Source organism: Flavobacteriales bacterium (genome assembly GCA_020635795.1).
Lineage (GTDB): Bacteria > Bacteroidota > Bacteroidia > Flavobacteriales_E > Vicingaceae > Vicingus.
The window spans coordinates 80,756-106,488 of record JACJZD010000006.1 but is presented as its reverse complement, the minus strand read 5'-3'; the positions used below and the strand labels follow the sequence as shown (position 1 = coordinate 106,488).

Here is a 25,733-nt window from a genome sequence, read left to right as displayed (position 1 = left end):
GTAGTTTCCGTTTTGGTCAACCAATAACTTAACCCAAAACTCATCACGCCAAGGGTCGCTAAAACTCCCGCCCCGGTATAAAATAGTATCATGTACTATTTGCCCACAATCATCGGTAAAATACAACCGAAAATCCTGCCCCCACGTAGTACTATAATAATACCCCATGAGTATTGATTCGTTATTATTATTTATAGGCTCAAAATCATTATAAAGAGGTTCTATAGAATCACATGATGAAATTACATTGCCAAATAAATCGGTAAAAATTCTCTTTCTTAAACTATAAAAATAATTCGTAAAAGTTCCCTCAATTATTAACTCCGTTTTGTCAAATGATTTTTTAAAGTGAATTGGAAATTTAAGAGGTACTGTAACCGTATCAATTAGATTAAAATCGTTATTAACAATTAAAAAATTATCAATACTGTCTCTTTTTAGGAGATAAATTTTAGCATTAACCACCTCTATACCTTTTATGGCTGGGGTTATGTTATTCATGGTATTAACAACATTCAAATTGTTATCGAATTTAACCAAATTAACTTTACCATTATGTGTAACCAGAGCTAATAAATTACCATCGGGGGCAACTCTTAAATTGCTTACGTTACTGCCAACTATTGTGGTATCTGTGTTGCTAAACAAAGAGTCACCAATTATATTTACTTTTAGTAAAAAGCCTGCATTTTGATAATTTCCAGCCATAACATAAGATGAATCTCCAATTTCACAGATAGAACTGGGGTATAATAAAATACTATCAACAGGATAAGATTTTTCCCAAATTAATTGACCGATTGTATCAGCTTTTGCGATGTAAAGATTTTTATATTGACTACCAAGCATTACATAGTTAGAGTCTGAACCAATAATAATATCATCTGCTGTGTCCCAACCAGCGGTTCCAAAAGCTCTAGCGTATAATATCTGAGCATTACCATTGGCAAACACCAACATCAGCAAAAGGGTTAATATGTAATTTTTAAAAGGCTTCATTTTTTATTTTGCTTTTTTCATAAGCTGTAAGTTTTATAAAGTTAAACAAATTCCCAGTATGTTAGAGTGGGTTTGGGTTATTTCACTTTTTAAAAAATTACTGTAAATTTTAAAACAATGGTATATAAATAATTCAAACAAAAAAATGATTGTTAAATCTTGGTAAAAATAGTCATTTTTTCATTAAAAATAAATATAACTACTTGTTTTTCAAATAGTTAAACTCAGTATTCATGCTGAATTTTTAGTAGGTATTTATACTTAAGTAGTTTTACTTAAAGCATGTTAAATCGTGGAAGTTATTATCAGTTCATTAATAAATAAGTACACCATGGCAGTAATTAATTTATAGTTGTGTGGTTATTGAAAAATGATAATCAACCTCTTTTTACGTACTTTTGCCCTACCTAACTTAAAAAATAATATTATGTATAACGGAATGCTACACGCTCATTCGGGCTTCAGATGGTTGGTAATAATCTTTTTGGTTATTGCAATACTCAAATCTTTTGCAGGATGGTTTGGAAAAAAAGAATACAACAAAGGTGACAATATGATTGCTTTATTGTTGCTAAGTGTAACACATCTTCAGTTAATTTTTGGAATTGTGATGTATTTTATTAGTGATAAAATTGTATCGATGGGCGAGGCCATGAAGGATGCTACTTTACGCTTTTGGGCTGTTGAGCATGGTTTTACTATGTTAATTGCTATTGTATTAATTACTTTAGGGAGAGTTTTGTCGAAAAAAGCTGCAACAAGCGAACTAAAATTTAAAAAAGGAGCAATATTTTATACCATTGCTTTTATTTTAATTTTATGGGCAGGACTAATTAAACCAAACATGCTAGGAGCAGGAATGTTTTAAGAATGAAAAACAAACTACACATAACTAATGAGGCGATTGTTGAAAAAGCGGTGTTGGTTGGAGTAATTACTCAAAACCAAGACGAAGCTCAACTAAAAGAATATTTAGATGAATTATCGTTTTTAGCCGAAACTGCTGGAGCTCAAGAAGTAAAACGGTATACTCAAAAATTAGCTCATCCCGATCCAAAAACTTTTGTTGGAAAAGGAAAACTCCAAGAAATATTAAATTACATTCAAGAAAACGAGGTGCATGTGGTTATTTTTGATGATGAATTATCACCTTCTCAAGCAAGAAATATTGAGCGAGTTATTGAGGTAAAAGTGCTTGATAGAAGCAGTTTAATATTAGATATTTTTGCCAGTAGAGCTCAAACCGCTAACGCACGTACACAGGTTGAATTGGCACAATGTCAATATTTATTGCCTCGTTTAACCAGAATGTGGACTCACTTGGAGAGACAAAAAGGTGGTATTGGTTTGCGTGGTCCTGGAGAAACACAAATTGAAACCGATAGACGAATTATCTTAAACAAGATTTCCCTTTTGAAAGAGCGTTTAAAAGAGATTGACAAACAAAAATCTACTCAACGTAAACAGCGTACGCAAATGGTTAGAGTGGCACTGGTAGGTTATACCAATGTTGGTAAATCTACTTTAATGAATATGCTGAGTAAATCTGAAGTGTTTGCTGAAAATAAATTGTTTGCAACATTAGACACTACAATAAGAAAAGTAGTGATTGATAATTTACCTTTTTTGTTAACTGATACCGTAGGATTTATTAGAAAATTACCTCATCATTTGGTAGAATCTTTTAAATCAACATTAGACGAGGTAAAGGAAGCTGATGTTTTGGTGCATGTAGTAGATATTTCTCACTCTAATTTTGAAGACCAGATTAATGTAGTTAACGAAACCCTGAACGATTTAAAAGCCTTGGATAAACCCATGATTATGGTGTTTAATAAAATTGATGCTTTTACTTACGAGAAAAAAGACGAGGATGATTTAACTCCAGTAAAAAGAGAAAATTATTCATTAGACGATTTGAAAAAAATGTGGATGAGCAAAAACACTTATCCTACGGTGTACATTTCGGCATACAAGAAAATTAATACCGATGAGTTAAAAGAAGTGTTGTATAAACACATTAAAAAAACGCATTTAGAAATCTACCCTAATCAATTGTTGTACTGATTTTCCATCATCCTTTATTATTTTCATATCTGTTTTACAACCTTAGGTTTCACCGTTCGTTTTTTACTATCTTTGTTGCATGAGTACAGTAAGACAAAATAAGGTTGCGCGATTATTGCTTAAAGAGTTAAGCACTATCTTTCAGCAAAACGGGTTAAGTTGGTTCCCAAATACCATGGTAAGCGTTACCGTTGTGAGAGTTTCTCCTGATTTTAGTTTTGCTAAAGTGTATTTAAGTGTTTTTGGTGAGGTAGAACCTACCGAATGTATTAAACAAGCTAATTTATTGTCGAAAACTGTACGTGGAGAACTTGGTAAAAAAATTCGTTACCAACTACGGATTACTCCAGAAATTGCTTTTTATTTAGATGATTCGATAGACTACGCCGAAGCACTTGATGAGGCAATGAAAGATTTATGAGAAGACTGAAGTTGGAAGTCCGAAGATTGTAAACTGAGACTTGAAAACAATGAACCTCCCTTTTTACATAGCCAAACGATACCTGATTTCGAAAAAATCGCATCACGTTATTAACATCATTTCTTGGATTTCGGTAAGCGGCATTGGTATTGCTACTATGGCTTTAGTAATTGTTTTGTCTGCATTTAATGGTTTACAAACTTTGGTAGAACAGCTTTACGCTTCATTCGACCCAGATATTAAAATTACTGCCCTTACAGGAAAAACATTTGATGTAACTACTTTCCCAAAAGAAAAATTACTAGCCTTATCAGAAGTAAATTTTGTAACCGAAAACCTCGAAGATGTAGCCCTTTTTAAATATGGAGAAAAACAAACAGTTGCCACTTTAAAAGGTGTTGAATCTACTTTTTATCAAATGACAGGGCTGGATACGATGATGTATGAAGGGGGATTCAAAAAGGATCAAGAAACAACGCATTACATCAATTTAGGTTATGGTATTGCCGACAACTTATCACTGTATATTAACCCAGGTTTTTCGGAAGAATTAAGTGTAATCATCCCCAAAAAAGGCAATTCAAAAAACTTTATCCCAGGCGAAGAATTTAGTCGAAAATATGCAACCCCCTCAAGTGTTTTTTCCATCAGTCCTGATTTTGATAATAAATATGTTTTAGCCTCCCTTCCCTTTGTTCGAACATTGCTTGATAAAGAAAATCAAGTTTCCTCTATTGAATTAAAATTAGCTCCAAATGCCAATTGGGACAATGCAAAATTAGCCATACAGCACATTGTTGGTAAAGGGTATAAGATTCAAACAAGGTATGAACTTAACGAATTGGTTTTTAAAACCAACGAAACTGAAAAATGGATTACCTTTTTAATTTTATCCTTCATATTGGTTATTGCTTCGTTTAACATAATAGGTTCGTTAACCATGCTTATATTAGATAAAAAAGAAGATGTATGGATTTTAAAAACCATGGGTGCCGATAATCGATTAATTCAACAATTATTTTTTGCTGAAGGTATGCTCATAAATTTACTTGGCGCTTTTTCTGGAATGGTTTTTGGAGCATTATTGTGCTGGGTACAAATGGAATTTGGTTTGTTGAGGTTAAATGGTGGTATTGTCGATTTTTACCCTATTGAACTACATTGGATGGATTTTGTTAGTATTTCAGCTATTGTATTAAGTATTGGAATAATTGCTTCATGGTTTCCTGTAAGAGTTTTAACCAAGAAGTATTTATAAATAAAAACAAGTTAATTTTACAAAAAAAATAAATGTCATGATAAAAACATTATTGTTCATTGCGGTGGTAGCTGTTGCGATTACGAGTTGTTCTACATCTCAATCTGCCAGTTCTTCAACTTCTGGAAGCTCAACAACAGAAAAAGCTTCTAAGGAAGATCCAAACAAAATTCCAGGAAGTACCCCGATTACCCAACCCGTAGAAAAAAACTCTGCAAAAAGCATCATTGCTCTTCCTGTAGAATAAATAATAAAGCCTCTAAATTTAGAGGCTTTATTATTTAAGCTAATGCTTGTTCAACATCTTTAATAATGTCATCAATGTGTTCTAAGCCAACCGAAACACGGATTAAACCTGGTAAGATTCCACTTTCTAATCGTTCTTGCTCAGTTAATTTACCATGAGTTGTTGATGCTGGATGAGTAGCAATACTTCTTGTATCTCCTAAGTTTGCCGACATTGAAATCATTTGTAGTTTATTTAAAAAATTTCTTCCTTTTTCTAATCCACCTTTTACCGAAAAACTAACAATCCCTCCACCAGATTTCATTTGTTTTTTTGCAACAGCATGTTGTGGGTGAGATGGTAAAAACGGATACTTAACCCATTCCACTTGCGGGTGTTTTTCTAAACACTGTGCCAATTTCAATGCGTTCTCTGCATGTCTATCCATACGAACGGCAAGGGTTTCCAAACTTTTTGACAATACCCAAGCATTAAATGGCGACATGGCTGGTCCTGAATGACGAGCGAATGCTTTTATTTCGTTAATTAGGTTTTTATCACCTGCAATCAATCCTCCTAAAACACGACCTTGTCCATCAATATATTTGGTAGCGGAATGAATAACTAAATGAGCTCCAAACTTTATGGGTTGTTGTAAATAGGGTGTTGCAAAACAATTATCGACCAACAACAATACATTGTTTTTTTTACAAAATTTGCCCAACCATTCTAAATCTAAAATATCCACTCCAGGATTTGTAGGGGTTTCAATAAATACAATTTTTGTTTTTTCGGTTATGTGATTTTGCCAATTCTGTGTATCGTCAACATCAACATAAGTATGGGTTATGCCCCACTTGGGCAGCAATTTTGTAAGTACAGCATGCGATGAACCAAATATTGAACGGCAAGCTAACACATGGTCGCCTTGATTTAGTAAAGCTGCCAAACTTGTAAATACAGCAGCCATTCCTGTTGCGGTTGCCCAACCAGCTTCTGCTCCTTCGAGCAAACAAATTTTATCAATTAATTCCGTGGTATTTGGATTAGAAAATCGGCTGTAAATATTACCCTCCAATTCATCAGAAAACATCGCTCTCATTTGCTCTGCATCGTCAAAAACAAAACTCGAAGTTAAATGTAAGGGTGTTGAGTGTTCGTTAAACTGAGAGCGTTCTGATTGAGTTCGAATGGCTTGGGTTTCAAAATTTTTCGTTTTCATTTGTTATTATAAATGTTTCGTCATGCTCAGCATGACAAAATAAGTTATTGATTAATGGTATATGTTGATGTAATTTTTATTTGATCACTCAAGCTAAGCGCAACCGAGCAATATTTGGTTAACGTTAGGGAAATGGCTTTTTCAACTTTTTCATTATCTAATTTCCCAAAAAGTAAAAAGTGAAGGTTAATGGCATCAAATGTTTTAGCAACATTTTCCTTTCTAGTTGCTGTAATAGTTACTTGATAATCTTCCAGTTCTTGTTTTTGCTTTTTTAGTATCAAACCCAAATCAATACTGGCACAACCACCAAGCCCCATTAAAACCAATTCCATAGGTCTTACTCCTTTTCCTTCGCCACCAATGGCAGCATTAGCATCAATATTTACAACTATTTTATCTGGGTTTATTGCTTCGTAATGAAACGCTTTATTTTTTCTTTGTAGCTTTATTTCCATGTTAGTGAGGTAATTTTTCTTTTAAAAACCCATAAACTAAAGTCCCTAAAATTGCAGCAATAATTGGTATAACAATAATGTAATTTCCTGCTCCAAAATGAATAAAAAGTGGTGCTGTACAGGCTCCAACAATAGCCCAACCTAAACCAAAAATTATTCCTCCAAAAAAGTTAGCTTTTGGTAAAAATGGTTTTGGTTTTAAATCAATAGGTTCGTCTTTAACAGTGGTTAAGTGTACTCCTTTAATAATTAAAACAGAAATTATTCCAGTTATAACAGCAGAACCAATTACTCCGTACAAATGAAACGATTGAAAACGAAACATTTCCACAATACGATACCAAGATACTGCCTCGGATTTGATTAGCACAAATCCAAAATAAAACCCTAACAAGATGTATTTTAAATGTTTTATCACAGCAAATAATCTAAAATTAAAAATGTACCTATAATTCCTCCAATAAAAAATCCTATTACTGAAACCAATGAGGTTTTACTTAACAAACTCAATCCCATTATTGCATGACCAGAGGTACAACCATCGGCATATCGAGAGCCAAACCCCAATAAAAACCCTCCAATCACCAATAATAAACCAGCAACTGAAAATAATTTGTTCCAATTAAAAACATCTGCTGGAAAAATTCCTTTTATCCCGATGTGTTTTTTTTCAAAGTAATCTTTTGCTGATTGACTTAACTCACTCGTCTCTATTTCAATAAGTTGAAAAGAAAAAACGCCTGCAAAAAAAACGCCTAAAATAAACCACATTGTCCATTGTTGTTCGTTGAAGTTATAATTAAAATAGCTTCGTTTCGAGAGTTTTAATGATGAACATACGTATCTCAATGAAGATGACACTCCAAATTGTTTGTTGCTCGTTAAAATCAACAACGGAACAATTAACCCAATAAGTGGTCCTGACACATACCAAGCCCAAGGTTCGACAAGAAAATTAATCAACTCTTTCATACAAATTTTACAAATGCAATCCGCATTCGGTTTTTGGGTTATTGTTCCATCTTCCTTCCCTATCATCACCAGGTACGGTACAATGTTCGCAACCTATAGACGAGTACCCTTTTGCAACTAAGGGATGAAACGGTAATAGATGGGTTTTTATGTATTCATCACGTTGTTCTTTGGTAACATCCAACAAAGGATAAAACTTCAAAATACCACCTCTTTCTTCAAAAATATTTAACGATGCACGATGGTCACTTTGCCATTCCATTAAGCCCGAAACCCAAACCGTAAATCGCTCCTTAATAAGTTCAAGAGGTTTTACTTTGTTTACCGAACAACACAGATTGGGGTCTTTTTTCCACGTTTCATCTTTAGTAGTAAAATCATGCTCCCATTTTTCTGCCGTTACATCTTCTACGTTTAAGTGGTATAATTCCGTTAGTTTTTCTTTATACGTTAAGGTATCTTTAAAATGATAACCTGTATTGATAAAATAAATTTTTTGAGCATTATTTATTTTAGAAAAAATGCGCAATAAAAAAGCAGAAGTAGCTGCAAAAGAGGATGTTAGCATCACTTCTTTTGCATCAAAATCTTTGTACAATTCTTCCACACGTTGTTCAACTGTTAGTGTTTTGTATTTTTTATTTAACGCTTTTATTTCTTCTGGTGTAAACGTTCTTTTAAGTTGCTGTAATCCCATTGTTTTAATTCCAATTGATGTGTTGTAAAATTGAGGTTTTATTTTGGTTGCTTTGATGAGGAATATCATCTACCAAGACCTCCGTTAACTGGTTCAATATCGCTACTTTTAGTTTTAAATTACCTTTTAATTTAGTACGAATTTTATTTAAGTTTTCGGAAGATGCTGAAATGTTTTCTGGAATAGCCTCGTTGAATAGTTGTTTTAATCTTTTGGCTATTGTTGGCGAAACTCCATTACTAGAAATGCCGATTTTTATATTTCCTTTTTGTAAAACTGCTCCCGTATAAAAATCGCAGAACTCAGGTTTATCAACCATATTGGTTAAAATGTTTTTTTTCTGAGCTTTAAAATAAATTTGCGTATTCAATTCAAGATTATTTGTTGCCAAAATTAATATTTTAATGTTGGCTAAATCCGAATCAACAAATTTGCGTTCCAGCAATTGTATATTTTTATTGGCAATAGCTATTAAAATTATTTCTGGATGAAATTCAGGGGATACAATTTTTATGTTTGCACGAGGGCTTTGTGTTAAAATAAAATTCAATTTTTCTAACCCAATATTTCCGCCGCCAACAATTAAGGTGTTTATTTTATCCAATTTTAAAAAAATAGGGTATAGTGTATTTGTTGTCATTTTTTTCTGTTTTGATTAACATTAATTTGTTCCAATAAAAACTCTGGTCGAGAAGCTACTACCTCTCCCAAGACAATAATAGCAGGTGTTCCAACTTTGTTTTTCTCCACTACTTCTTGAATCGTTTTTATCGTTCCTGTTACTATTTTTTGACTAGGCAACGAACCGTTTTGTATAACTGCTATGGGTAAATTTTCTTTACCGTTTTCTGCATATAACTGAACAATTTCGGGTAATTTACTTACACCCATTAACACAACAATGGTTGCATTTACATAAACTGTTTGTTTAACATCATTAGTAAGCTCTCCTTTTTTATTGGTGGCCGTAACTACCCAAAAACTTTCACTCACACCTCGTTTAGTTAGCGGTATGTTTTCCAATTCTGGTACCGCTATAGCACTAGAAATACCTGGTACTACCTCAACTTCAATTCCAAAAGCACTTACATATTCATACTCTTCATGTCCGCGTCCAAAAATGTATGGATCGCCTCCCTTTAAACGAACTACGTTTTGGTATCTAAAAGCACTCTCTACAATCAACTGATTAATTTTTTCTTGCGAATATTCATGGTTTGCAGCTCTTTTTCCCACATAAATCATTTCACAATGAGCCGAAGCAAAATCTAAGGTTTCTTTGCAAATTAGTGCATCGTATAAAATTACATCTGCATTTTGTATCGCTTTTACAGCTCTTAAAGTAAGCAAATCGGCGCTTCCCGGACCTGCTCCTACTATGTGTACTTTCGATTTCATGGTTCTATTCGTTCTTTTGTTAGTTTGCCAATACTATTCAATTCGTTGTAAAACTGAAGAGCATCATTATAATATTGTTTTGCAAATTCTTCGCTTGCTTTTTGTTCTCGTAACTGAAACACTATTTCGGTAAACGATTTGGATAATGCTACCCCTTTTTCTTGAATCAACTTTTCAGTAGTTTCAATAATTTGAGCTTGACTGTTATACTTTTCGCCATGCTTTAACAAAAACAGTTTACCTACATTAATAAAAATGGTGTAAGCATGATAAATAGCATCTGCATATCTCTTCAACTCAAGCGTTTCTTTTGCAGAGGCAACACGTTCTTCTATTTCATATTTAATGGCATCCGACAAGTCTAAAACAATACCTGCACACTCTCCAACACCAACATTCATATTAAAAGTTGTTTGTTGTCCCCAATCAGAATAATCGCTATCAATTAACGGTTCGTTTGCAATAGGTTTTAACAAATCGTAGAAATAATGATTGCCTTGTTTCTGATAATATTGGTTAAAAAACAGATCATTTCCATTGGTTTTATAGTCTCCTAAAATTTTATCGACTGCTTTTATGGCTTTTTTTGTGGGAAGTTTAATTACTTTTTCCGCAATTACACCTTCTCCACCACCTACAACTCCACCACCTAACAGTAATTGAACTGCTGGCACTAATTTGTCTCCATCTTTAATTGAACTTCCATGAAAACCAATGTTTGCAATAGAATGTTGACCACACGCATTAAAACAGCCACTAATTTTTATTTTAATGTCTTTGTTAAAAACCAATTCTGCATGTTCGTTGGCAATAAATTTTTCCAATTCTTCAGCTAAATTGGTGCTGTTTGCTATTCCCAAATTACAAGTATCCGTTCCTGGACAAGCAGTAATATCGGCAACACTATCAAAACCTGTGTTAGCTAAATTTAACTTGTTCAACTCTTGGTAGAAATAGGGCAATGATTCTTCTCTGACATATTTAATAATAAGCCCTTGGTTTATCGTTACCCTAAACTCACCACCAGCATATTTTTGAACCAAATCAGCCAATTTTCTAGCTACATCGGAATGGATGTTACCGTTAGTTATTTTTAGCAAAATGGTGAAAAAATCAGCTTGTTTTTGTTTATAAATGTTCGTTTTATACCAAGTTAAATATTCCGACACATTACCTTTAACTGATGGTGCAAGTTGTATTTCTGCTAACTTAGGAGCAACAAATTCAACTATTTTTGGTTCATAAACATCAACTACCTTGTGTTCTTGATTTACCAATGCTAAAAATTGGTCTAAGCCTAACTCTTCAACTAAATATTTTAAACGTGCTTTATTTCTTTTTTGACGTTCACCATAACGGTCAAAAACCCTTAAAACTGCTGTGGTGTAAGCAAAAATATCTTCAGCTTTAATAAAATTAGTTACCGATTGACCTAAAAAAGGTTTAACACCTAACCCTCCAGCCACCAATAATTTGAATCCTTTTTCTCCATGTTGAATGATAGGAATAAATCCTAAATCGTGTAAAAAGGAATAAGCTGTATCTTTCTCGCTCGACGAAAACGATATTTTAATTTTTCTTCCCATGTCCTGATTTACAGGGTTACGAAGTAAATATTGAAACAACTCTTCGGCATACGGAGATACATCAAAAGGTTCGTCAGGGTCAATCCCTGCAAATGGAGATGCCGTAATGTTTCTTACCGTGTTTCCACAAGCTTCTCTTAGCGTAATATTATCTCGTTCTAACTCTGCCCAAAGTTCAGGTGTTCTGTCTAAGCTCACATGGTGAATCTGTACATCTTGACGAGTGGTTAAATGTAAATTTCCATTAGAATACTCATCAGCAACATCTGCAATTCTTACCAATTGTTTTGCCAACAATTTACCATAAGGCAATTTGATACGCACCATTTGTACACCCAACTGTCGTTGACCATAAACTCCACGTGCTAAACGCAAACTCTTAAATTTATCTTCAGGCATTTTACCAGTTTTGAATAGGTGAATTTTTTCTCCTAATTCAATAATATCGCGTTCTACTACTGGGTCTAATATGTTTTCTGTTTCCGTTCTAAAACTTCTCATTGTTTTGTATTTATGCGTAAGTGAATACTGCTTTGCGCTGTTGTTTTACTAATTGTTGTCGGATGTTTTCGTTTACTGCAATAATGGATAAATTGTGTACACTTATAATGTCTTTTGCTTTTATCAAATCAGCAATTTTAACGCTTCCATAACCTTCTGGTCCGTTGAATAATACTACATCTTCCAAATATTTTTCAAGCAAGGTAATTTTATTGGAATACACCCAAATACTGTCTTTGGTTTCGTACTTAATTCGTTTTCCTGATGGAATATTTTTGTACGAATAGTTGGTGTTTTCTACCGATTTAAAATCGGTGTAAACCACATGCCCCGTTGGTAAACTACCTGCACCTTTACCTTTAAAAACTTGCGAACCAATGTTTTTAGAAATCACCTCAATAGCATTGTATTCATTTTTAACATGGTACAAATCATCGTTTTCGTCAACAAAAGTTGGTAAAACACTTAAAGTAAGTTTATTGTTTATGCTTTTAATTGACCCAACTAACTTAATGCTTAGCTTGTTTTTTTTAGCAAAAACAATGTCGCTGTTTTTGATGTTGTTTATACCAATGTTTAATGCTTTTTCAGGCGAAATAAATTTACCAAAAGCGTGTGTTGCTAAAATTAACAACTTGTAAAGCGCATCATACCCTTCAACATCTGAGGCAGGATTGGCTTCGGCAAAACCAGCATCTTGAGCTTGTTGCAATGCTTCTTTATAGCCAATGCCTTTTTCAAAAATTTGTGTTAAAATATAATTGGATGTGCCATTTAAAATACCACGAACTTCTGTTATTTCATCAAAAGCATATTGCTCGTTTATAATTTTAAGTATTGGAATACTCCCAGCCACAGCCCCTTCGTACAAAAAGTTTCCTTTGCTGTTTTGTTCCAATTCAACCAACTCTTCTAAATGGTATGCAATCATTTTTTTATTTGACGACACCACATGCTTACCTTGTAACAATGCTTGTTTTACAATTGAAAATGCTTGTTCAAAATCACTAATCAACTCAACAACCGTTGTTATTTCTTTGTTGTTGTGTACATCGTTTACATCGGTGCTAAAATTTAATGTATCAGGAACTCTGCTTTTCGAAGCATTTTTTATTACTACTGTTGCCAATTGTTTGTCTTCCTTGTTTTCTTCCAAATAATGAAAAAAACCTTGTCCAACTGTTCCAAAACCGATAAGTGAAATATTTTTAGTTTGCGTACTCATAAATCTCTTTTTTTAATTTTTTACTGATATAAAAATTTTCAAATATTGTTTTTAACTGTTCTGTTTCTATTAAAAATCCATCGTGTCCGTACAACGAATCGATAATTTCTAATTCACTGTTTTTGATGTTTTCGTGCAACCTAACCGATTCCGAAACAGGAAAAAGGATGTCGGAATTAATAGCCACTACAAGTGTTTTTGCTTGAATTAACCCCAAGGCTTTTTCTACTCCACCTCTGTTTCTACCAACATTATGGCTGTCCATTACTTTGGTTAAGTGCCAATAAGAAAAAGCGTTAAACCTGTTTACCAACTTATCACCTTGATAATTTTGGTAAGAAGACGCTTTATAATCACCCCGTTTTTCTGCATTATCTTCTTGAGTTGTTTGATAGGTATTGTAATTTCTGTAGCTCAATAAAGCTATTGCTCTAGCAGCTTTTAAGCCTTTTAAACCAGCATCATCACTATACGAAAACCATGTTCTGTCGGCTTTAATTGCCAATCGTTGTGTTTCGTTAAAGGCAATTCCCCAAGCAGAATGTTGAGCATTGGTTGCGATTAAAAACAAGTTTTCAATTACGTTGGGCTGTTGTATTGCCCATTCCACAGCTTGCTGACCACCCAAGGAACCACCCAATAAGGTGTTGATTTTGGTAATGCCCAAATGTTGACGTAACAACTCAAAAGCATTTACAATATCGCGTATAGTGAGTTCAGGAAAATTGTGGTAATACTTGTTGCCATTTTCTGGATTTACAGCTAATGGATTGGTAGAACCATAATTTGAACCCAACACATTGGCACAAACAATAAAGTGTTTTTCGGAGTTGTAAAATTTTCCTTTACCTACTAAACCACTCCACCATTCTTCAGGATTAGCGTTTGCTGTTAAAGCGTGAGTAATCCAAATAACATTGTCTTTTGCCTCGTTTAACTTGCCATTTGTGGTATAAGCAAGTTCAAATGTTGGTAAAATTTTACCCGATTCTAACTGAAATTTTGTGTTATTTTTAAATACTTGTACTGACATAATTTTATTTGAGATTTTTAAATCGTAAAAACAGGATATAGCATTTCCATTACTTTTTTGGAAAGCTTACATCTTTGATTTCGAGAAAATTTAATTGAAATAAAGATGTGTTAGCAAATGCAACAACACATGCAACACATTTTAAAAATTACTGTTGAAAGTAACTTTTTAGAATTGACTAAAGCCCTCGTGGGGTTTAGTGTTTTGTTTTTCTGATTTTTTGTACTGTTTACCATTTTTTGCCTTTTTATTTATATTTCCCCGACTATTCGGGATAGGATTTGGCACCGGTTTTCCAATCCGTCAGCTGACGGACTTTTAGTTGGTTGCCAGAAGGTCGTAGAGCCTATTCTCTCGCTTCTTCTTTATAAATCAAACACAATTTTATTTAAAAATGGTGATTTGAATTCTGAGGCAAATGTACAAATTAAAATTTAACATCAAAACATTGTTCTGTATTTTATAATTAAAAAATAAAATTTGATTGTTATTTATTGTAAAATATGTTATTTACAATATTTTATTTTGATTCAAATTACTTTAGTTGACTAAAAATTTTCCGATTTGGAAAATCGAAGTAAGAACAATTAACACCAAAACAAAAATTCTGAACATTTGCTGAGGAACTTTATGCAGAATAAGTTTGCCCACCCAACTGCCTATAAAACTAATAACAATAAGCACTGGTATGGTTATTAAAAATTCTTTTTCTAAATAACCGTTAAGAAAATAAACTACCGTTCGGCTAGAATCTACACCTAAATCAATTAAGGCAGAAGTGGCTATAAAAATGTCTTTTTCTAAATTAAAGGCAGTTAAGGTTAACCCTCTAATTGCTCCGCCTGTACCTATTAAACCTGCCAATAATCCCGAAACTGTTCCTCCAACATATAAATTTTGATTGGAGGTTTTTAAGGTTTTGTTACTAAAAAAAATTAAATATACCGATAGCACAATTAATAATACACTCATGATTAATTCTAGCTCCACTACAGGAATTATTTTGCTTAAAAATGCCCCAATAACAACAAAAATTACAGCAGGAATACCTAGTCGCAGCGCAATGTTTTTGTCTATGCCTTTTCGAAATAAAACTATTTTAGAGATGTTGCTAAACACATGAAACAATGCGGTAATACCCAGCACAATTCGAAAATCGAAAAATAGCGAAGCAATTGGCACAAACAATATAGAAGAACCAAAACCACTAACTGTCCCAATAACTTCGGCTACAAAAGCAAGAATATAAAACAGGTAGTATTTTTCGAACATGGGGTTTGCTTTTTGTAAAATTACTCTTTATTGAGCATGAAAAATAAGTACATTTAACAAACATTTGATATGACAACTTCAGAAACATTAGCCGAAGCAACTGATAACACCAGAGATTTACTTTATTTTTATTTATCGAAATTAGATAAATCGTTGTGGTACGAAAATCCAACGGTAAATGGACAACAATTAAATTCTGTTGCTTGGGAATTGTGCCACATGGCTTGGGCACAAAATTATTTGATATTAAAAGCCTGTGCTAACCAAAGTGCTGATATTTCTTGGTTAGAAAAGTTTAGTATAGGTAAACCAACAACAACTGAAATCCCAAGTATTGATGAAATAAAAGAAAGTTTAAAAAGCGTTCATGCTCAATCTTTAGAAGTGATAAAATCATTGTCAGACGATGAGCTAAAACAGCCCAATCATGTTGGGTTAGATTTTAAAAAAGGACCTGATAAACTTCAAATTATTTATCATCACATTAGGCACGAAGGTGGGCACATTGGACACATTGGTTTGTTGTGTAAAATACTTGGGGCTAAAACGATATGATGATTTTGTCATGTTGGCCTGTCGAAACATCTTGTAAATTAAATATTCTTCGACAAGCTCAGAATGACATGAAGATGGTTGGAAACCCTTCGACAACATTTCGACAAGCTCAATGTGACAAAAAAGATGACGGGTCAAGCCCGCCATGACGTAGGAAAACTATCCCAACCACTTTCTAATATCCAACTTTTCTTTTAGTAAGCCGGCTATTTCAGTAATATTTATACGTTGTTGCTCCATGGTATCTCTATCACGAACAGTTACAGTATTATCTTCTATGGTTTGGTGGTCAACTGTAATGCAATAAGGCGTTCCTATAGCATCTTGTCGTCTGTAACGTTTACCAACAGAGTCTTTCTCGTCGTACTGGCAGTTGTAATCAAACTTCAATTCGTCAATAATTTCACGGGCTTTTTCAGGTAACCCATCTTTTTTAATTAATGGGAAAACCGCCACTTTTATCGGTGCTAAAATTGCAGGAAGTTTTAACACCACCCTATCCGAACCGTCTTCCAATTGTTGTTCGTCAAATGCCGAAGATAAAATGGCTAAAAATGTTCGGTCTAAACCAACCGAAGTTTCTACCACGTAAGGCACATAGTTTTCGTTTAGTTCGGCATCAAAATACTGTAATTTTTTTCCTGAATGTTTTTCGTGCTGTTTTAAATCGAAATCGGTTCTTGAATGTATTCCTTCCAACTCTTTAAATCCCATTGGAAAATTGAATTCAATATCGCAAGCTGCATTGGCATAGTGAGCCAATTTAATGTGGTCGTGAAAACGGTAATATTTTTCATCAATACCCAACGATTTGTGCCACTTTATACGTTCGTTTTTCCAGTATTCGTACCATTTCATTTCTTCGCCAGGCCGCACAAAAAATTGCATTTCCATTTGTTCAAACTCACGCATACGGAATATAAACTGACGAGCAACAATCTCGTTTCTAAACGCTTTACCTATTTGGGCAATACCAAACGGAATTTTCATTCGCCCAGTTTTTTGCACGTTTAAGAAGTTTACAAAAATACCTTGTGCGGTTTCTGGTCGTAAATATATTTTGTTAGCCGTTTCGGAAACCGAACCTATTTCGGTACTAAACATCAAGTTAAACTGTTTTACATCAGTCCAATTTTTTGAACCGCTGATAGGACAAGCAATTTCTAAATCTTCAATTAATTTTTTAACCCCAGCTAAATCTTCACTGTTCATGCAAGCCTTAAATCGAACGTTTATTTCATCGATTTTTGCTTGGTTTCGCAAAACATTTGGGTTGGTAGCCAAAAACTGTTCTCGATTAAAGGCATCGCCAAAACGAGCTTGAGCTTTTTCTGCTTCTTTTTCGTTTTTTGCTTCAATTTTACCAATGTATTCTTCAATTAAAACATCGGCACGGTATCTTTTTTTGGAGTCTTTGTTATCAATCAACGGATCATTAAAAGCATCAACATGACCAGATGCTTTCCAAGTTTCAGGATGCATAAATATTGCAGCATCGATACCCACAATATTGTCGTGCATTTGCACCATTGCTTTCCACCAATATTCTTTGATGTTTTTTTTAAGTTCGCTACCCAACTGACCGTAGTCGTAAACAGCACTTAAACCATCGTAAATTTCACTTGATTGAAATACATATCCATACTCTTTAGCGTGAGATATGATTTTTTTTAGATTATCTTCATTTGTTGCCATGCGGCAAAAGTAACTTTTTTAGAAGATATTTTACTTCATCATTTTAACTTTCGAATTATTTTCTTGAGGTTTAAATCCAACCAACACAGATATACAACCTTGGGGTAAAATTTTATTGGTTTTTTCGTCCATTTTAGGAACAGCAACTGAAACCATTAATTGTTGTGTAGTGTTTACTCTAAAATCCCAAAAAGGTGTTGCATCTCCCGCTTTACTAGTGTATAATACTTTACCTGTTTTGTCTTTTACTTTAAAAATAACATCTCCCAACACTTCCTGAAAAACAACCAAAACTCTATAATCACTCCCTGCGTTAAAAGTCATTTCAATATCAGCCTCATCGCCAGGCATAAACTTGGTACTGGTAATTTGTCCGTTGTGTATAAAAGGAGCAAGTGCTGGAAAACCCTGTTTTTTTGTAAATGAAGTACATTGGCTAAATGCCTGATTGGTTAATCCAATACAAATGAAAACTAATGCACTATAAATAAACGTTTTATTCAATGATTTCATTTCTTATCGTTTTAACATTATTAGCTATTTCCATGATGGTTTCAGGTGTATATTCAAGTGTTGAACCACCACCAATTTCTGCGACATCTGCATCATTATTAACCGTAGTTGCAGTAGTTTTTTCGGTTATTTTATCAAAAGAAGATTTTAGCGTCATCAGTTTTGTTTTTAGCTTAGTTACCTCTTCATGACTATATAAATCCATTAATCCAATTAAATTATTCATCGAATATTTTTGGTCAGCAATGGTTTTCATAATTGCTTCACTTGGTTTGTCTTTTCGCAAAGTAGCAGAGCCTAAATACAAGCCTTCAATCCAGCCACCAGCAATAATCATTGCCGATAAATAATCTTGTTGGTTTTCTTTTAAGTGCGAATCTGCTATCCAGTAAGAATCGTTGATAATGTTCATTAACGAATCTCTATTGTTTAAATTTCGTTCAATACGCTCAATGGTTTCTACATCAAAAGCAGCAGTAACACCCAATTGGTCGGCTAATTTTTTAGCGCTATTCATGTAAAACATACATTGTTGCGATTGGTCGAAAATGTTGGCATAACTTAAATCTGCACCGTACACCCCAAAATTCAACGCTTGTTTTACACTTGTAGAGTAATTGCTAACATTATCGATTGGGTTTAATAACCCAATGTTGTAGCTTACCCCTGAGCTTTCAAAAATTAAAGCCGTTTCGAATGGCGACGGAATGGTGTAGAATATTTTTTTAGCCTTGTCAATTCTTTCGTTGGTCGCGTCAGAATCAACCTCTGTTGTTGTACTGTCGTCATCTTCTGTTGCAGCTCCGCCACAAGCAAACAAAGCAAAAGAGATGATAAATAATGGTAAATATTTCATTTTTACAATTTTTTTAACTTGTTCAAATATATAAAATTAATGTGCTTCTAACCAATTTTTTGCTGCGTTCATTTCTACTTCTAGCGGAACGCTTAACTTAACAGCGTGCTCCATTTTATCTCTAATAATTGGTTTTAGTATTTCTAGTTCGGGTTTATACACCTCAAAAACCAACTCATCGTGCACCTGCAACAACATTTTTGATTTGAACTGTTGTTTTTCAAATTCGTTAAAAATGTTAATCATGGCAATTTTTATCACATCTGCTGCCGACCCTTGTATTGGTGCGTTAATAGCATTTCTTTCGGCATGACCACGAACGATGGCGTTGCTCGAGTTGATGTCTTTTAAATACCTTCTACGGTGTAAAATGGTTTCTACATAACCGTGCTCCTTGGCAAAATCAATATTGCCATCCATGTATTGTTTTATTTTGGGATATTGGGCGAAATAGGTATCGATAATTTCTTTTGCCTCGCCTCTAGAAATGTTTAAGTTTTGTGCCAATCCAAACGACGATTGTCCGTAAATAATTCCAAAATTAACCGCTTTGGCTTTGCTTCTCATTTCTCTATCTACATCAGCTAAAGCAACACCAAACACTTTTGCAGCTGTAGCCGCATGTATATCTTCTTTGTTTACAAAAGCCTGCTGCATGTTTTCATCGTTACTCAAGGCAGCAATAATTCGTAATTCAATTTGAGAATAATCGGCAGCTAACAACAAATAATCGTCGTTTTTAGCAATAAACGATTTTCTAATTTCTCGCCCCATTTCGGTTCTTATAGGAATGTTTTGTAAGTTGGGATTGTTCGAACTCAATCTACCAGTTGATGCAACTGTTTGCATATAGCTAGTATGTATTCTTCCTGTTGTTGGGCTTACCAATTCTGGTAAAGCATCAACATAAGTCGATTTTAATTTTTTTACCGAACGGTATTCCAATATTTTAGGGATAATGTCGTGTTTCCCTAACAGTTTCGAAAGTTCATCTTCGTTGGTAGCATATTGTCCGGTTTTGGTTTTTTTAGGTTTTTCAATAATTTTCATGTACTCAAACAACACCTCTCCCAACTGTTTCGGGGAATCAATGTTAAATGTAGTTCCTGCCAATTGTAAAATATCTTTTTCCAGGTTAGTTCCTAAAATTTCCAGCTCGGCAGAAAACGTTTTTAGTGCTGCAACATCCAGCTTAATACCTTCGTTTTCCATCGCTGCCAATACCGTAATTAGAGGTGCTTCAACTTTTTCAAACACCTCTTTTATTTCGGGAGTAAATTGGGGCTCAAAGTAGTTTTTTAATTGAAGGGTGATATCAGCATCTTCACAAGCGTACTCAACAATTTTATCAACCTCAACATCACGCATGCTCAATTGATTTTTTCCTTTTTTACCAATCAAAGTTTCGATAGAAACAGGTTTGTAGCCTAAATAAGCCTCGGAAAGTAAATCCATGTTGTGTCGCATGTCTGGCTCTAGCAAAAAGTGAGCTATCATGGTATCAAACAACTTTCCTTTTATTCGAACGCCATATTTGTGTAACACATTAATATCGTATTTGATGTTTTGCCCTATTTTTTCAATGGCCGTATTTTCAAAAACTGTCTTGAATTCTTTTAAAATAGTTGTTGCTTCTTCTTGGTTTTCAGAAAAAGGGATGTAATACCCTTCGGTTGGTTGGTATGAAAACGACATCCCCACCAATTCTGCCTCAAAAGGGTTTAAGCCTGTAGTTTCGGTATCAAAACAAAACGATTTTTGCTTTTCCAATTTCGAAATTAAATCGGCTCTTTTTTGAGGGGTATCAATTAATAAATAAGTGTGTGAAACATTTTCAATATTTTTTCCAGCTTCAACAACTTCTTCTTCATTATTTTTTTGGAGTTGGTCTCCCCCTCCTTCGGAGGGGGCTGGGGGGAGGCTAAACAAATCCATTTGCCCATTGTTGGGTGTTGTACCAACCTGAGCTGTTGGAGTAATTTGAATTTCCTTACCCAGCACTCGTTTGGCTAAGTTTCTAAATTCCAATTCGGCAAACAATTCTGTTATTTTTTGTTCATCGGGTTCTTCCAATATTAGTTCGTCAAAACTATATTCAACAGGAACATCTAAAATAATGGTAGCTAATTTTTTTGATAACAAGCCTTGCTCAGCAAAATTGATGACGTTTTCTTTTTGTTTTCCTTTCAAATCTTCGGCATTGGCAATTAAATTCTCAACACTGCCGTATTTTTGTATCAACAGTTTTGCAGTTTTTTCGCCTATACCAGGTATTCCTGGAATATTATCAACTGCATCACCCCACAAGCCTAAAATATCAATAACCTGTAAAGGATTTTCTACTTCAAATTTTTCGCAAACTTCTTTTACACCCATTACTTCGGCTGGTTTGCCAAAAGCTGCAGGTTTAAAAATAAAAATGTTGTCTGACACCAACTGCCCAAAATCCTTATCAGGAGTCATCATGTAAGTAGTAAACCCTTCTTTTTCGGCATGTTTTGCCATCGTGCCAATAATATCATCCGCTTCAAACCCCTCTTTTAACAAAATTGGAATTTTAAATGCCTCGACAATGGCTTTGATGTAAGGTATAGCTGTACGAATATCCTCAGGCATTTCTTGTCTGCCCGCTTTATAAGCTGCAAAATCTGCCTCACGATTGGTGGCTCCACCTGGAGCATCAAATACCACCGCAATGTGTGATGGTTTTTGTTTTTCCAACACTTCAATTAAGGTATTGGTAAAACCCAACATTGCAGAGGTGTTTAAGCCTTTAGAATTGTATCGTTGATTGTTGCCAAATGCAAAGTAAGCCCTGTAGATTAAAGCAAATGCATCGAGTAAAAAAAGTTTTTTGGTATTTTCAGGCATAGGTCTTGTTTTTAAAGACCTCTAAAATAAGGTTTTTGAAACACTCCATAAAAGATTACTGTTTCATATTTTATAATCAGCGTATTATTTATCAAAGTTATATCCAACTCACGTTAGTTTCTACATTCTAAAATTCTTATTTTGAAAATACAAATGCTTCCAAGTACTTGAGAACAACACACAAATAAAACACATCATATTATAATTACCCATTTAGTATTGAATCTTATTAAGATATAAAATCTAAATAATTATCTGGATGAATGGTTATAAATTCAGCTTCAGGATACAGGGTTTTCCATGCGGATGGGGCTCCTTTTACTTTATTTGGATTCCACTTAAATTCATAACCATAAATCTTTCCTCCTCGTTCTTCAACCCAATCTACTTCTTGTTGGCTGTAGCTTCTCCAAAAATAGTTATTGACCAACATCCCTTTGTAAGACTGATATTTTAATCGTTCTGTCACCAAGTAGTTCTCCCACAATTGCCCTTGGTCGTTTCTAAGTTCTAAGGTATTTACATTTGCAATTAGGGCGTTTCTTATCCCATTATCATAAAAATACCAACGTGAAGATTTGGATATTTCTTTTCTTGGGTTCATGCTAAAAGCATCTACTTTATAGATAACAAAAACTTTTGCTAATAAATCTAAATACCGTTCTACCGTATTTTTATCAATGCCTAATTTTTGTCCTAATTCTGGTAAAGAAACTTCTCCTCCTATTTGAAAAGCAATTAACCTCAATAAACTAATAATTTTGTCTGGTTTTTTCAACTTCTCAAATGCTAAAATATCACGTATCAAATATGAACTTATTAATCGTTCCAGATATTTTACTTTGTCATCCCATCCACTGTATTGCTGTAGCTCTGGGTAGCTTCCTAAAATCAATCGTTCTTCTAATCTTCCTTTGGTTTCAATAAGGTTTTCCTGTTTATTAAATTCCATCTGAGACAATGGAAACAAACGAACAGTAATGTTTCTACCTGTTAATGGCTCACCTAATTCATTCTCCAAATCAAATACTGATGAACCTGTAGCTATAATCTTAATGCCGTTTATTTCATCTACCATTAACTTTAAAATCTTCCCTATCTCTGGTACGGTTTGAGCTTCATCTATCACCAACAACTTTTTATCACCCAACAATCGTTTGTAATTCTCTACACTTCTATTGCTCAATACCGATACTGTTGTAGCATCTTCTCCATTTAATAACAAGTAGGGTTCTTTTATTTTTGACAATTGTTTTTTTAACAACTCTGTTTTACCAACCCTTCTCGCTCCCATCAGTACTAAAACTTTATTAGGTTGTAAAAACTTATCAAACCCTTTTTCTATTTCTCTTTCTAAATATTTCATAAAACTTAGCTATAATTCTTTGTTACTGCTCTTTCATTTCTTTAAACTCACTTATTTAATACAAATATAGTTATTTAATTCACTTATTTAATATTACTTTAATATAGTTTTTAAAAAATTTAAGTTGAGTTGAGAATTCATTTTTTTATTTATCCACGAATAGATTCCTATCTTTGAATTTAGTTATGGAGCAAAAATTTACCTTCCCTAAAATAGAAAAACTAAAAAGCCGAAAAGATATCGACGGATTGTTTAGTGGGGGTAAATCTATTCACGAAACACCCATCCGAGGCGTTTATACAAAAAAAAAGGAGCCATCAAAAGTGGTGTTGAGTGTTGGGGTAAGTGTTCCTAAAAAGTTTGTAAAACTTGCCGTTGACAGAAATTTGATTAAGCGTAGAATGAGAGAGGCATACCGTTTGCATAATCACGAATTAAAACAAACATTGTTAAGTTCAAATACGCAGTTAAACTTAATGTTTGTTTATGGGTCGAAACAATTATTGAGTTACATCGAAATTGAAGACAAAATAAAAGTAATTTTAAATCGTTTAAATGCAAGGTTTGAAGAGCGTGGTGAGTAAGTTGTTTATATTGATGATTCGTTTTTATCAATTGAGCATTTCTCCAATTTTAGGACAAAATTGCCGATACGACCCTACATGCTCGCAATACAGTATTGAAGCAATAAACAAATATGGTCCTTTTAAAGGTGGTTGGATAGGTTTAAAAAGAATTTTGTCTTGTCATCCATGGGGCGGACACGGGCATGACCCAGTTCCATAAAAGCCCACCCCAACCCTCCCAAAGGGAGGGGGTAAAAGAAAAGTATAACACTACCACATGGTTTAATTCTATGTGTTAAAATAAAAATTATGAAAAAAAGAATTACAAAAATTACCTTAATCATTGCGCTGGCAATGTCATCGATATTTTCTGTTGGATATGTAGATAGTTATTTCGAAATATCAAAAAACCTTGACATTTTCGCTACACTATTTCGTGAATTGAACATTTATTATGTTGATGATTCTGATCCAGGAAAATTGATGAAAACAGGTATCGACGCGATGTTGGAGTCGTTAGATCCTTACACCAACTACATTCCAGAGTCGAACATGGAAGACTATAAATTGATGACTACTGGTCAGTATGGTGGTATTGGTGCGTTAATTCAAAAACAAGGTGATTATGTGGTAATTTCTGAACCTTACGAAGGTTTTGGGGCATTTAAAGCAGGTTTACGTGCTGGTGATAAAATTTTGGAAGTGGACGGAAAATCGGTAAAAGGAAAAAACACCACAGAAATTCGTGAGGTTCTATTGGGTCAACCAGGCTCATCGATTACCTTAAAAATTGAACGACCAGGCACAACTGAACCAATGGTAAAAAAAGTAATTCGTGAGGAAGTAAAAATTAAAGATGTGCCATATTATGCTATGATGAAAGATTCTGTTGGCTATATCAAATTAACTGGTTTTACCGAATCAGCAAGTAAAGAAGTAAAAACTGCTTTAGTTAGTTTAAAGGAACAACATGCCACATCAATTGTGTTAGATTTAAGAGGTAACGGTGGAGGTTTACTAAACGAAGCAGTAAACATTGTTAACTTTTTTGTTCCAAAAGGTTCGGAAGTCGTTTTTACCAAGGGGAAAATTAAAGAATGGGACAAAACTTACAAAGCATTAAACGAGCCTATTGATACAAAAATACCATTGGTGGTATTGATTGACGAAGGTTCAGCATCTGCATCAGAAATAGTTTCGGGCTCTTTACAAGACCACGATAGAGCTGTTGTTGTGGGAACGCAATCTTACGGAAAAGGTTTGGTGCAATCTGTTCGCCCGTTAAGTTACAATTCAAAACTTAAAGTAACCGTGGCAAAATATTACACACCTAGCGGAAGATGTATTCAAAAATTAGATTATTCGCACCGTGAAGAGAACGGAAAAGTAACCGCTATTGCTGATTCGTTAATTAAAGAATTTAAGACTCTGCATAGCAAACGACCTGTATTTGATGGTAAAGGTGTTGCTCCTGATGTAAAAGTAGAAAAGTTAATGTTGAGCGATATTTCTGCATCATTAATTACCAAAAATTTGTTTTTTGAATACGCTACTAACTACCGTATTAAAAACGACAGTATTAAACCCGTAGCAGATTTTACTTTTAGCGATGCTGAATATGCAGACTTTGTAAAATTCTTGGATGGAAAAGATTATGCTTACACCACCGAAAGTGAAGATTTGTTAGCAAAATTAGAATTAACCACCAAAGAAGAAAAATATTTTGATGATGTAAAAACTGAATACGAACACTTAAAAGAGAAGCTAAACACACATAAAAAAGACGACTTAAAAAAGTTTAAAGAGGAAATCATCACCATTTTAGAAACTGAGATTGTTGGACGTTATTATTATCAAAATGGAACCATACAAAATTCTTTAAAACGAGACCCAACACTTGAGGTTGCTATTAAAACCATTAAGAACGACACCTTGTATAAATCCATTTTAGCAGGTACAAACAAATAACATCCGCT

General features: G+C 33.9%; 26 protein-coding genes and 1 riboswitch. Of the genes, 9 read left to right on the top strand and 17 right to left on the bottom strand.

From position 1 onward, the window contains the following. Positions 1 to 999 (bottom strand): hypothetical protein (locus H6589_12295; GenBank protein MCB9175382.1); only part of this gene is annotated, 999 nt, incomplete at its 3' end. 427 nt (positions 1,000 to 1,426) lie between these two features. Between H6589_12295 and H6589_12290 the strand changes: the two genes are divergently transcribed. The 5 genes from H6589_12290 (at position 1,427) to H6589_12270 (ending at position 4,992) form a co-directional block, all read left to right on the top strand. Next, positions 1,427 to 1,867 (top strand): cytochrome B, encoded by a 441-nt coding sequence (locus H6589_12290; GenBank protein ID MCB9175381.1) that lies wholly within the window; start codon positions 1,427 to 1,429, stop codon positions 1,865 to 1,867. 2 nt (positions 1,868 to 1,869) lie between these two features. Continuing rightward, positions 1,870 to 3,066 carry a GTPase HflX gene (gene hflX, locus H6589_12285; GenBank protein MCB9175380.1) on the top strand — a complete coding sequence of 399 codons (1,197 nt, stop codon included), beginning with the start codon at positions 1,870 to 1,872 and terminating at the stop codon, positions 3,064 to 3,066. A gap of 79 nt (positions 3,067 to 3,145) precedes the next feature. Beyond that, the gene (rbfA, locus tag H6589_12280; protein ID MCB9175379.1) at positions 3,146 to 3,487 is read left to right on the top strand and encodes a 30S ribosome-binding factor RbfA; all 342 of its coding nucleotides are present in this window, start codon (positions 3,146 to 3,148) and stop codon (positions 3,485 to 3,487) included. A 49-nt stretch (positions 3,488 to 3,536) separates the two neighbouring features. Continuing rightward, positions 3,537 to 4,745, top strand: coding sequence for an ABC transporter permease (locus H6589_12275; GenBank protein ID MCB9175378.1), 1,209 nt, complete (start codon positions 3,537 to 3,539; stop codon positions 4,743 to 4,745). A 37-nt stretch (positions 4,746 to 4,782) separates the two neighbouring features. Continuing rightward, a complete protein-coding gene (locus H6589_12270) occupies positions 4,783 to 4,992 on the top strand; it encodes a hypothetical protein (protein MCB9175377.1) in 210 nt (69 codons plus the stop codon). Between the two features lie 34 nt (positions 4,993 to 5,026). Here H6589_12270 and H6589_12265 read toward each other — a convergent pair whose 3' ends face one another. The 11 genes from H6589_12265 to H6589_12215 all read right to left on the bottom strand — a co-directional run bounded on the left by H6589_12265 (position 5,027) and on the right by H6589_12215 (position 15,335). Continuing rightward, positions 5,027 to 6,193 (bottom strand): aminotransferase class I/II-fold pyridoxal phosphate-dependent enzyme, encoded by a 1,167-nt coding sequence (locus tag H6589_12265; GenBank protein ID MCB9175376.1) that lies wholly within the window; start codon positions 6,191 to 6,193, stop codon positions 5,027 to 5,029. Positions 6,194 to 6,237: 44 nt separating this feature from the next. Beyond that, positions 6,238 to 6,651, bottom strand: a complete 414-nt coding sequence (locus H6589_12260) for an OsmC family protein (protein MCB9175375.1) — start codon at positions 6,649 to 6,651, stop codon at positions 6,238 to 6,240. 1 nt (position 6,652) lies between these two features. Continuing rightward, complete coding sequence (locus tag H6589_12255) at positions 6,653 to 7,066, bottom strand: YeeE/YedE family protein (protein MCB9175374.1); 414 nt, start codon at positions 7,064 to 7,066, stop codon at positions 6,653 to 6,655. Then, positions 7,066 to 7,623, bottom strand: coding sequence for a YeeE/YedE family protein (locus H6589_12250; protein ID MCB9175373.1), 558 nt, complete (start codon positions 7,621 to 7,623; stop codon positions 7,066 to 7,068). Before H6589_12250 ends, H6589_12255 begins: the two co-directional genes overlap by 1 nt. 7 nt (positions 7,624 to 7,630) lie before the next feature. Continuing rightward, positions 7,631 to 8,320, bottom strand: coding sequence for a phosphoadenylyl-sulfate reductase (locus tag H6589_12245; protein MCB9175372.1), 690 nt, complete (start codon positions 8,318 to 8,320; stop codon positions 7,631 to 7,633). Positions 8,321 to 8,324: 4 nt separating this feature from the next. Then, a complete protein-coding gene (locus H6589_12240; protein MCB9175371.1) occupies positions 8,325 to 8,960 on the bottom strand; it encodes a bifunctional precorrin-2 dehydrogenase/sirohydrochlorin ferrochelatase in 636 nt (211 codons plus the stop codon). Beyond that, positions 8,957 to 9,718, bottom strand: coding sequence for a uroporphyrinogen-III C-methyltransferase (gene cobA, locus H6589_12235; GenBank protein ID MCB9175370.1), 762 nt, complete (start codon positions 9,716 to 9,718; stop codon positions 8,957 to 8,959). The genes H6589_12240 and cobA overlap by 4 nt, the downstream gene beginning before the upstream one ends. Further along, positions 9,715 to 11,805: a nitrite/sulfite reductase gene (locus tag H6589_12230; protein ID MCB9175369.1), complete on the bottom strand. Its 2,091-nt coding sequence runs from the start codon at positions 11,803 to 11,805 to the stop codon at positions 9,715 to 9,717. Before H6589_12230 ends, cobA begins: the two co-directional genes overlap by 4 nt. 10 nt (positions 11,806 to 11,815) lie before the next feature. Next, a complete protein-coding gene (locus tag H6589_12225) occupies positions 11,816 to 13,030 on the bottom strand; it encodes a homoserine dehydrogenase (GenBank protein ID MCB9175368.1) in 1,215 nt (404 codons plus the stop codon). Beyond that, a complete protein-coding gene (metX, locus tag H6589_12220; GenBank protein MCB9175367.1) occupies positions 13,014 to 14,063 on the bottom strand; it encodes a homoserine O-acetyltransferase in 1,050 nt (349 codons plus the stop codon). The genes H6589_12225 and metX overlap by 17 nt, the downstream gene beginning before the upstream one ends. Before the next feature lie 248 nt (positions 14,064 to 14,311). Next, a riboswitch (SAM riboswitch) is annotated at positions 14,312 to 14,437 on the bottom strand. 166 nt (positions 14,438 to 14,603) lie between these two features. Then, on the bottom strand, positions 14,604 to 15,335 hold the full coding sequence (locus H6589_12215; GenBank protein MCB9175366.1) for a sulfite exporter TauE/SafE family protein: 732 nt from the start codon (positions 15,333 to 15,335) through the stop codon (positions 14,604 to 14,606). A 69-nt stretch (positions 15,336 to 15,404) separates the two neighbouring features. Here H6589_12215 and H6589_12210 point away from each other — a divergent pair, with 69 nt between their 5' ends. Beyond that, positions 15,405 to 15,890 carry a DinB family protein gene (locus H6589_12210; GenBank protein ID MCB9175365.1) on the top strand — a complete coding sequence of 162 codons (486 nt, stop codon included), beginning with the start codon at positions 15,405 to 15,407 and terminating at the stop codon, positions 15,888 to 15,890. A 159-nt stretch (positions 15,891 to 16,049) separates the two neighbouring features. Here the strand turns inward: H6589_12210 and H6589_12205 are convergent, their stop codons facing one another. The 5 genes from H6589_12205 to H6589_12185 all read right to left on the bottom strand — a co-directional run bounded on the left by H6589_12205 (position 16,050) and on the right by H6589_12185 (position 23,191). Continuing rightward, entirely contained in the window at positions 16,050 to 17,585 is a 1,536-nt protein-coding gene (locus H6589_12205) for a glycine--tRNA ligase (protein MCB9175364.1), read from the bottom strand. 30 nt (positions 17,586 to 17,615) lie between these two features. Continuing rightward, positions 17,616 to 18,098 (bottom strand): hypothetical protein, encoded by a 483-nt coding sequence (locus tag H6589_12200; GenBank protein MCB9175363.1) that lies wholly within the window; start codon positions 18,096 to 18,098, stop codon positions 17,616 to 17,618. Beyond that, positions 18,082 to 18,954 (bottom strand): hypothetical protein, encoded by an 873-nt coding sequence (locus tag H6589_12195; GenBank protein ID MCB9175362.1) that lies wholly within the window; start codon positions 18,952 to 18,954, stop codon positions 18,082 to 18,084. Before H6589_12195 ends, H6589_12200 begins: the two co-directional genes overlap by 17 nt. Positions 18,955 to 18,990: 36 nt before the next feature. After that, the gene (gene polA, locus H6589_12190) at positions 18,991 to 21,825 is read right to left on the bottom strand and encodes a DNA polymerase I (GenBank protein MCB9175361.1); all 2,835 of its coding nucleotides are present in this window, start codon (positions 21,823 to 21,825) and stop codon (positions 18,991 to 18,993) included. Positions 21,826 to 22,054: 229 nt separating this feature from the next. Further along, positions 22,055 to 23,191: an ATP-binding protein gene (locus H6589_12185; GenBank protein MCB9175360.1), complete on the bottom strand. Its 1,137-nt coding sequence runs from the start codon at positions 23,189 to 23,191 to the stop codon at positions 22,055 to 22,057. Between the two features lie 185 nt (positions 23,192 to 23,376). On the opposite strand from H6589_12185, the gene rnpA reads away from it, so the two are divergent. The 3 genes from rnpA (at position 23,377) to H6589_12170 (ending at position 25,725) form a co-directional block, all read left to right on the top strand. Next, positions 23,377 to 23,775 (top strand): ribonuclease P protein component, encoded by a 399-nt coding sequence (rnpA, locus tag H6589_12180; GenBank protein MCB9175359.1) that lies wholly within the window; start codon positions 23,377 to 23,379, stop codon positions 23,773 to 23,775. Next, positions 23,747 to 23,977: a membrane protein insertion efficiency factor YidD gene (gene yidD / locus H6589_12175; protein ID MCB9175358.1), complete on the top strand. Its 231-nt coding sequence runs from the start codon at positions 23,747 to 23,749 to the stop codon at positions 23,975 to 23,977. The genes rnpA and yidD overlap by 29 nt, the downstream gene beginning before the upstream one ends. An 89-nt stretch (positions 23,978 to 24,066) precedes the next feature. Continuing rightward, positions 24,067 to 25,725, top strand: a complete 1,659-nt coding sequence (locus H6589_12170) for a S41 family peptidase (protein MCB9175357.1) — start codon at positions 24,067 to 24,069, stop codon at positions 25,723 to 25,725. Positions 25,726 to 25,733: the final 8 nt, after the last annotated feature.

Bases quoted from the DNA above. Each gene is read 5' to 3' on its own strand.
- H6589_12230 (MCB9175369.1), bottom strand. From the start codon at position 11,805: ATGAGAAGTTTTAGAACGGAAACAGAAAACATATTAGACCCAGTAGTA.
- H6589_12245 (MCB9175372.1), bottom strand. From the start codon at position 8,320: ATGGGATTACAGCAACTTAAAAGAACGTTTACACCAGAAGAAATAAAA.
- H6589_12260 (MCB9175375.1), bottom strand. From the start codon at position 6,651: ATGGAAATAAAGCTACAAAGAAAAAATAAAGCGTTTCATTACGAAGCA.
- H6589_12205 (MCB9175364.1), bottom strand. From the start codon at position 17,585: ATGGCAACAAATGAAGATAATCTAAAAAAAATCATATCTCACGCTAAA.
- metX (MCB9175367.1), bottom strand. From the start codon at position 14,063: ATGTCAGTACAAGTATTTAAAAATAACACAAAATTTCAGTTAGAATCG.
- H6589_12170 (MCB9175357.1), top strand. From the start codon at position 24,067: ATGAAAAAAAGAATTACAAAAATTACCTTAATCATTGCGCTGGCAATG.
- rbfA (MCB9175379.1), top strand. From the start codon at position 3,146: ATGAGTACAGTAAGACAAAATAAGGTTGCGCGATTATTGCTTAAAGAG.
- H6589_12240 (MCB9175371.1), bottom strand. From the start codon at position 8,960: ATGACAACAAATACACTATACCCTATTTTTTTAAAATTGGATAAAATA.
- H6589_12215 (MCB9175366.1), bottom strand. From the start codon at position 15,335: ATGTTCGAAAAATACTACCTGTTTTATATTCTTGCTTTTGTAGCCGAA.
- H6589_12195 (MCB9175362.1), bottom strand. From the start codon at position 18,954: ATGAAATATTTACCATTATTTATCATCTCTTTTGCTTTGTTTGCTTGT.
- H6589_12275 (MCB9175378.1), top strand. From the start codon at position 3,537: ATGAACCTCCCTTTTTACATAGCCAAACGATACCTGATTTCGAAAAAA.
- polA (MCB9175361.1), bottom strand. From the start codon at position 21,825: ATGCCTGAAAATACCAAAAAACTTTTTTTACTCGATGCATTTGCTTTA.
- yidD (MCB9175358.1), top strand. From the start codon at position 23,747: ATGCAAGGTTTGAAGAGCGTGGTGAGTAAGTTGTTTATATTGATGATT.
- H6589_12200 (MCB9175363.1), bottom strand. From the start codon at position 18,098: ATGAAATCATTGAATAAAACGTTTATTTATAGTGCATTAGTTTTCATT.
- cobA (MCB9175370.1), bottom strand. From the start codon at position 9,718: ATGAAATCGAAAGTACACATAGTAGGAGCAGGTCCGGGAAGCGCCGAT.
- H6589_12225 (MCB9175368.1), bottom strand. From the start codon at position 13,030: ATGAGTACGCAAACTAAAAATATTTCACTTATCGGTTTTGGAACAGTT.
- H6589_12210 (MCB9175365.1), top strand. From the start codon at position 15,405: ATGACAACTTCAGAAACATTAGCCGAAGCAACTGATAACACCAGAGAT.
- H6589_12270 (MCB9175377.1), top strand. From the start codon at position 4,783: ATGATAAAAACATTATTGTTCATTGCGGTGGTAGCTGTTGCGATTACG.
- H6589_12290 (MCB9175381.1), top strand. From the start codon at position 1,427: ATGTATAACGGAATGCTACACGCTCATTCGGGCTTCAGATGGTTGGTA.
- hflX (MCB9175380.1), top strand. From the start codon at position 1,870: ATGAAAAACAAACTACACATAACTAATGAGGCGATTGTTGAAAAAGCG.
- H6589_12265 (MCB9175376.1), bottom strand. From the start codon at position 6,193: ATGAAAACGAAAAATTTTGAAACCCAAGCCATTCGAACTCAATCAGAA.
- rnpA (MCB9175359.1), top strand. From the start codon at position 23,377: ATGGAGCAAAAATTTACCTTCCCTAAAATAGAAAAACTAAAAAGCCGA.
- H6589_12250 (MCB9175373.1), bottom strand. From the start codon at position 7,623: ATGAAAGAGTTGATTAATTTTCTTGTCGAACCTTGGGCTTGGTATGTG.
- H6589_12185 (MCB9175360.1), bottom strand. From the start codon at position 23,191: ATGAAATATTTAGAAAGAGAAATAGAAAAAGGGTTTGATAAGTTTTTA.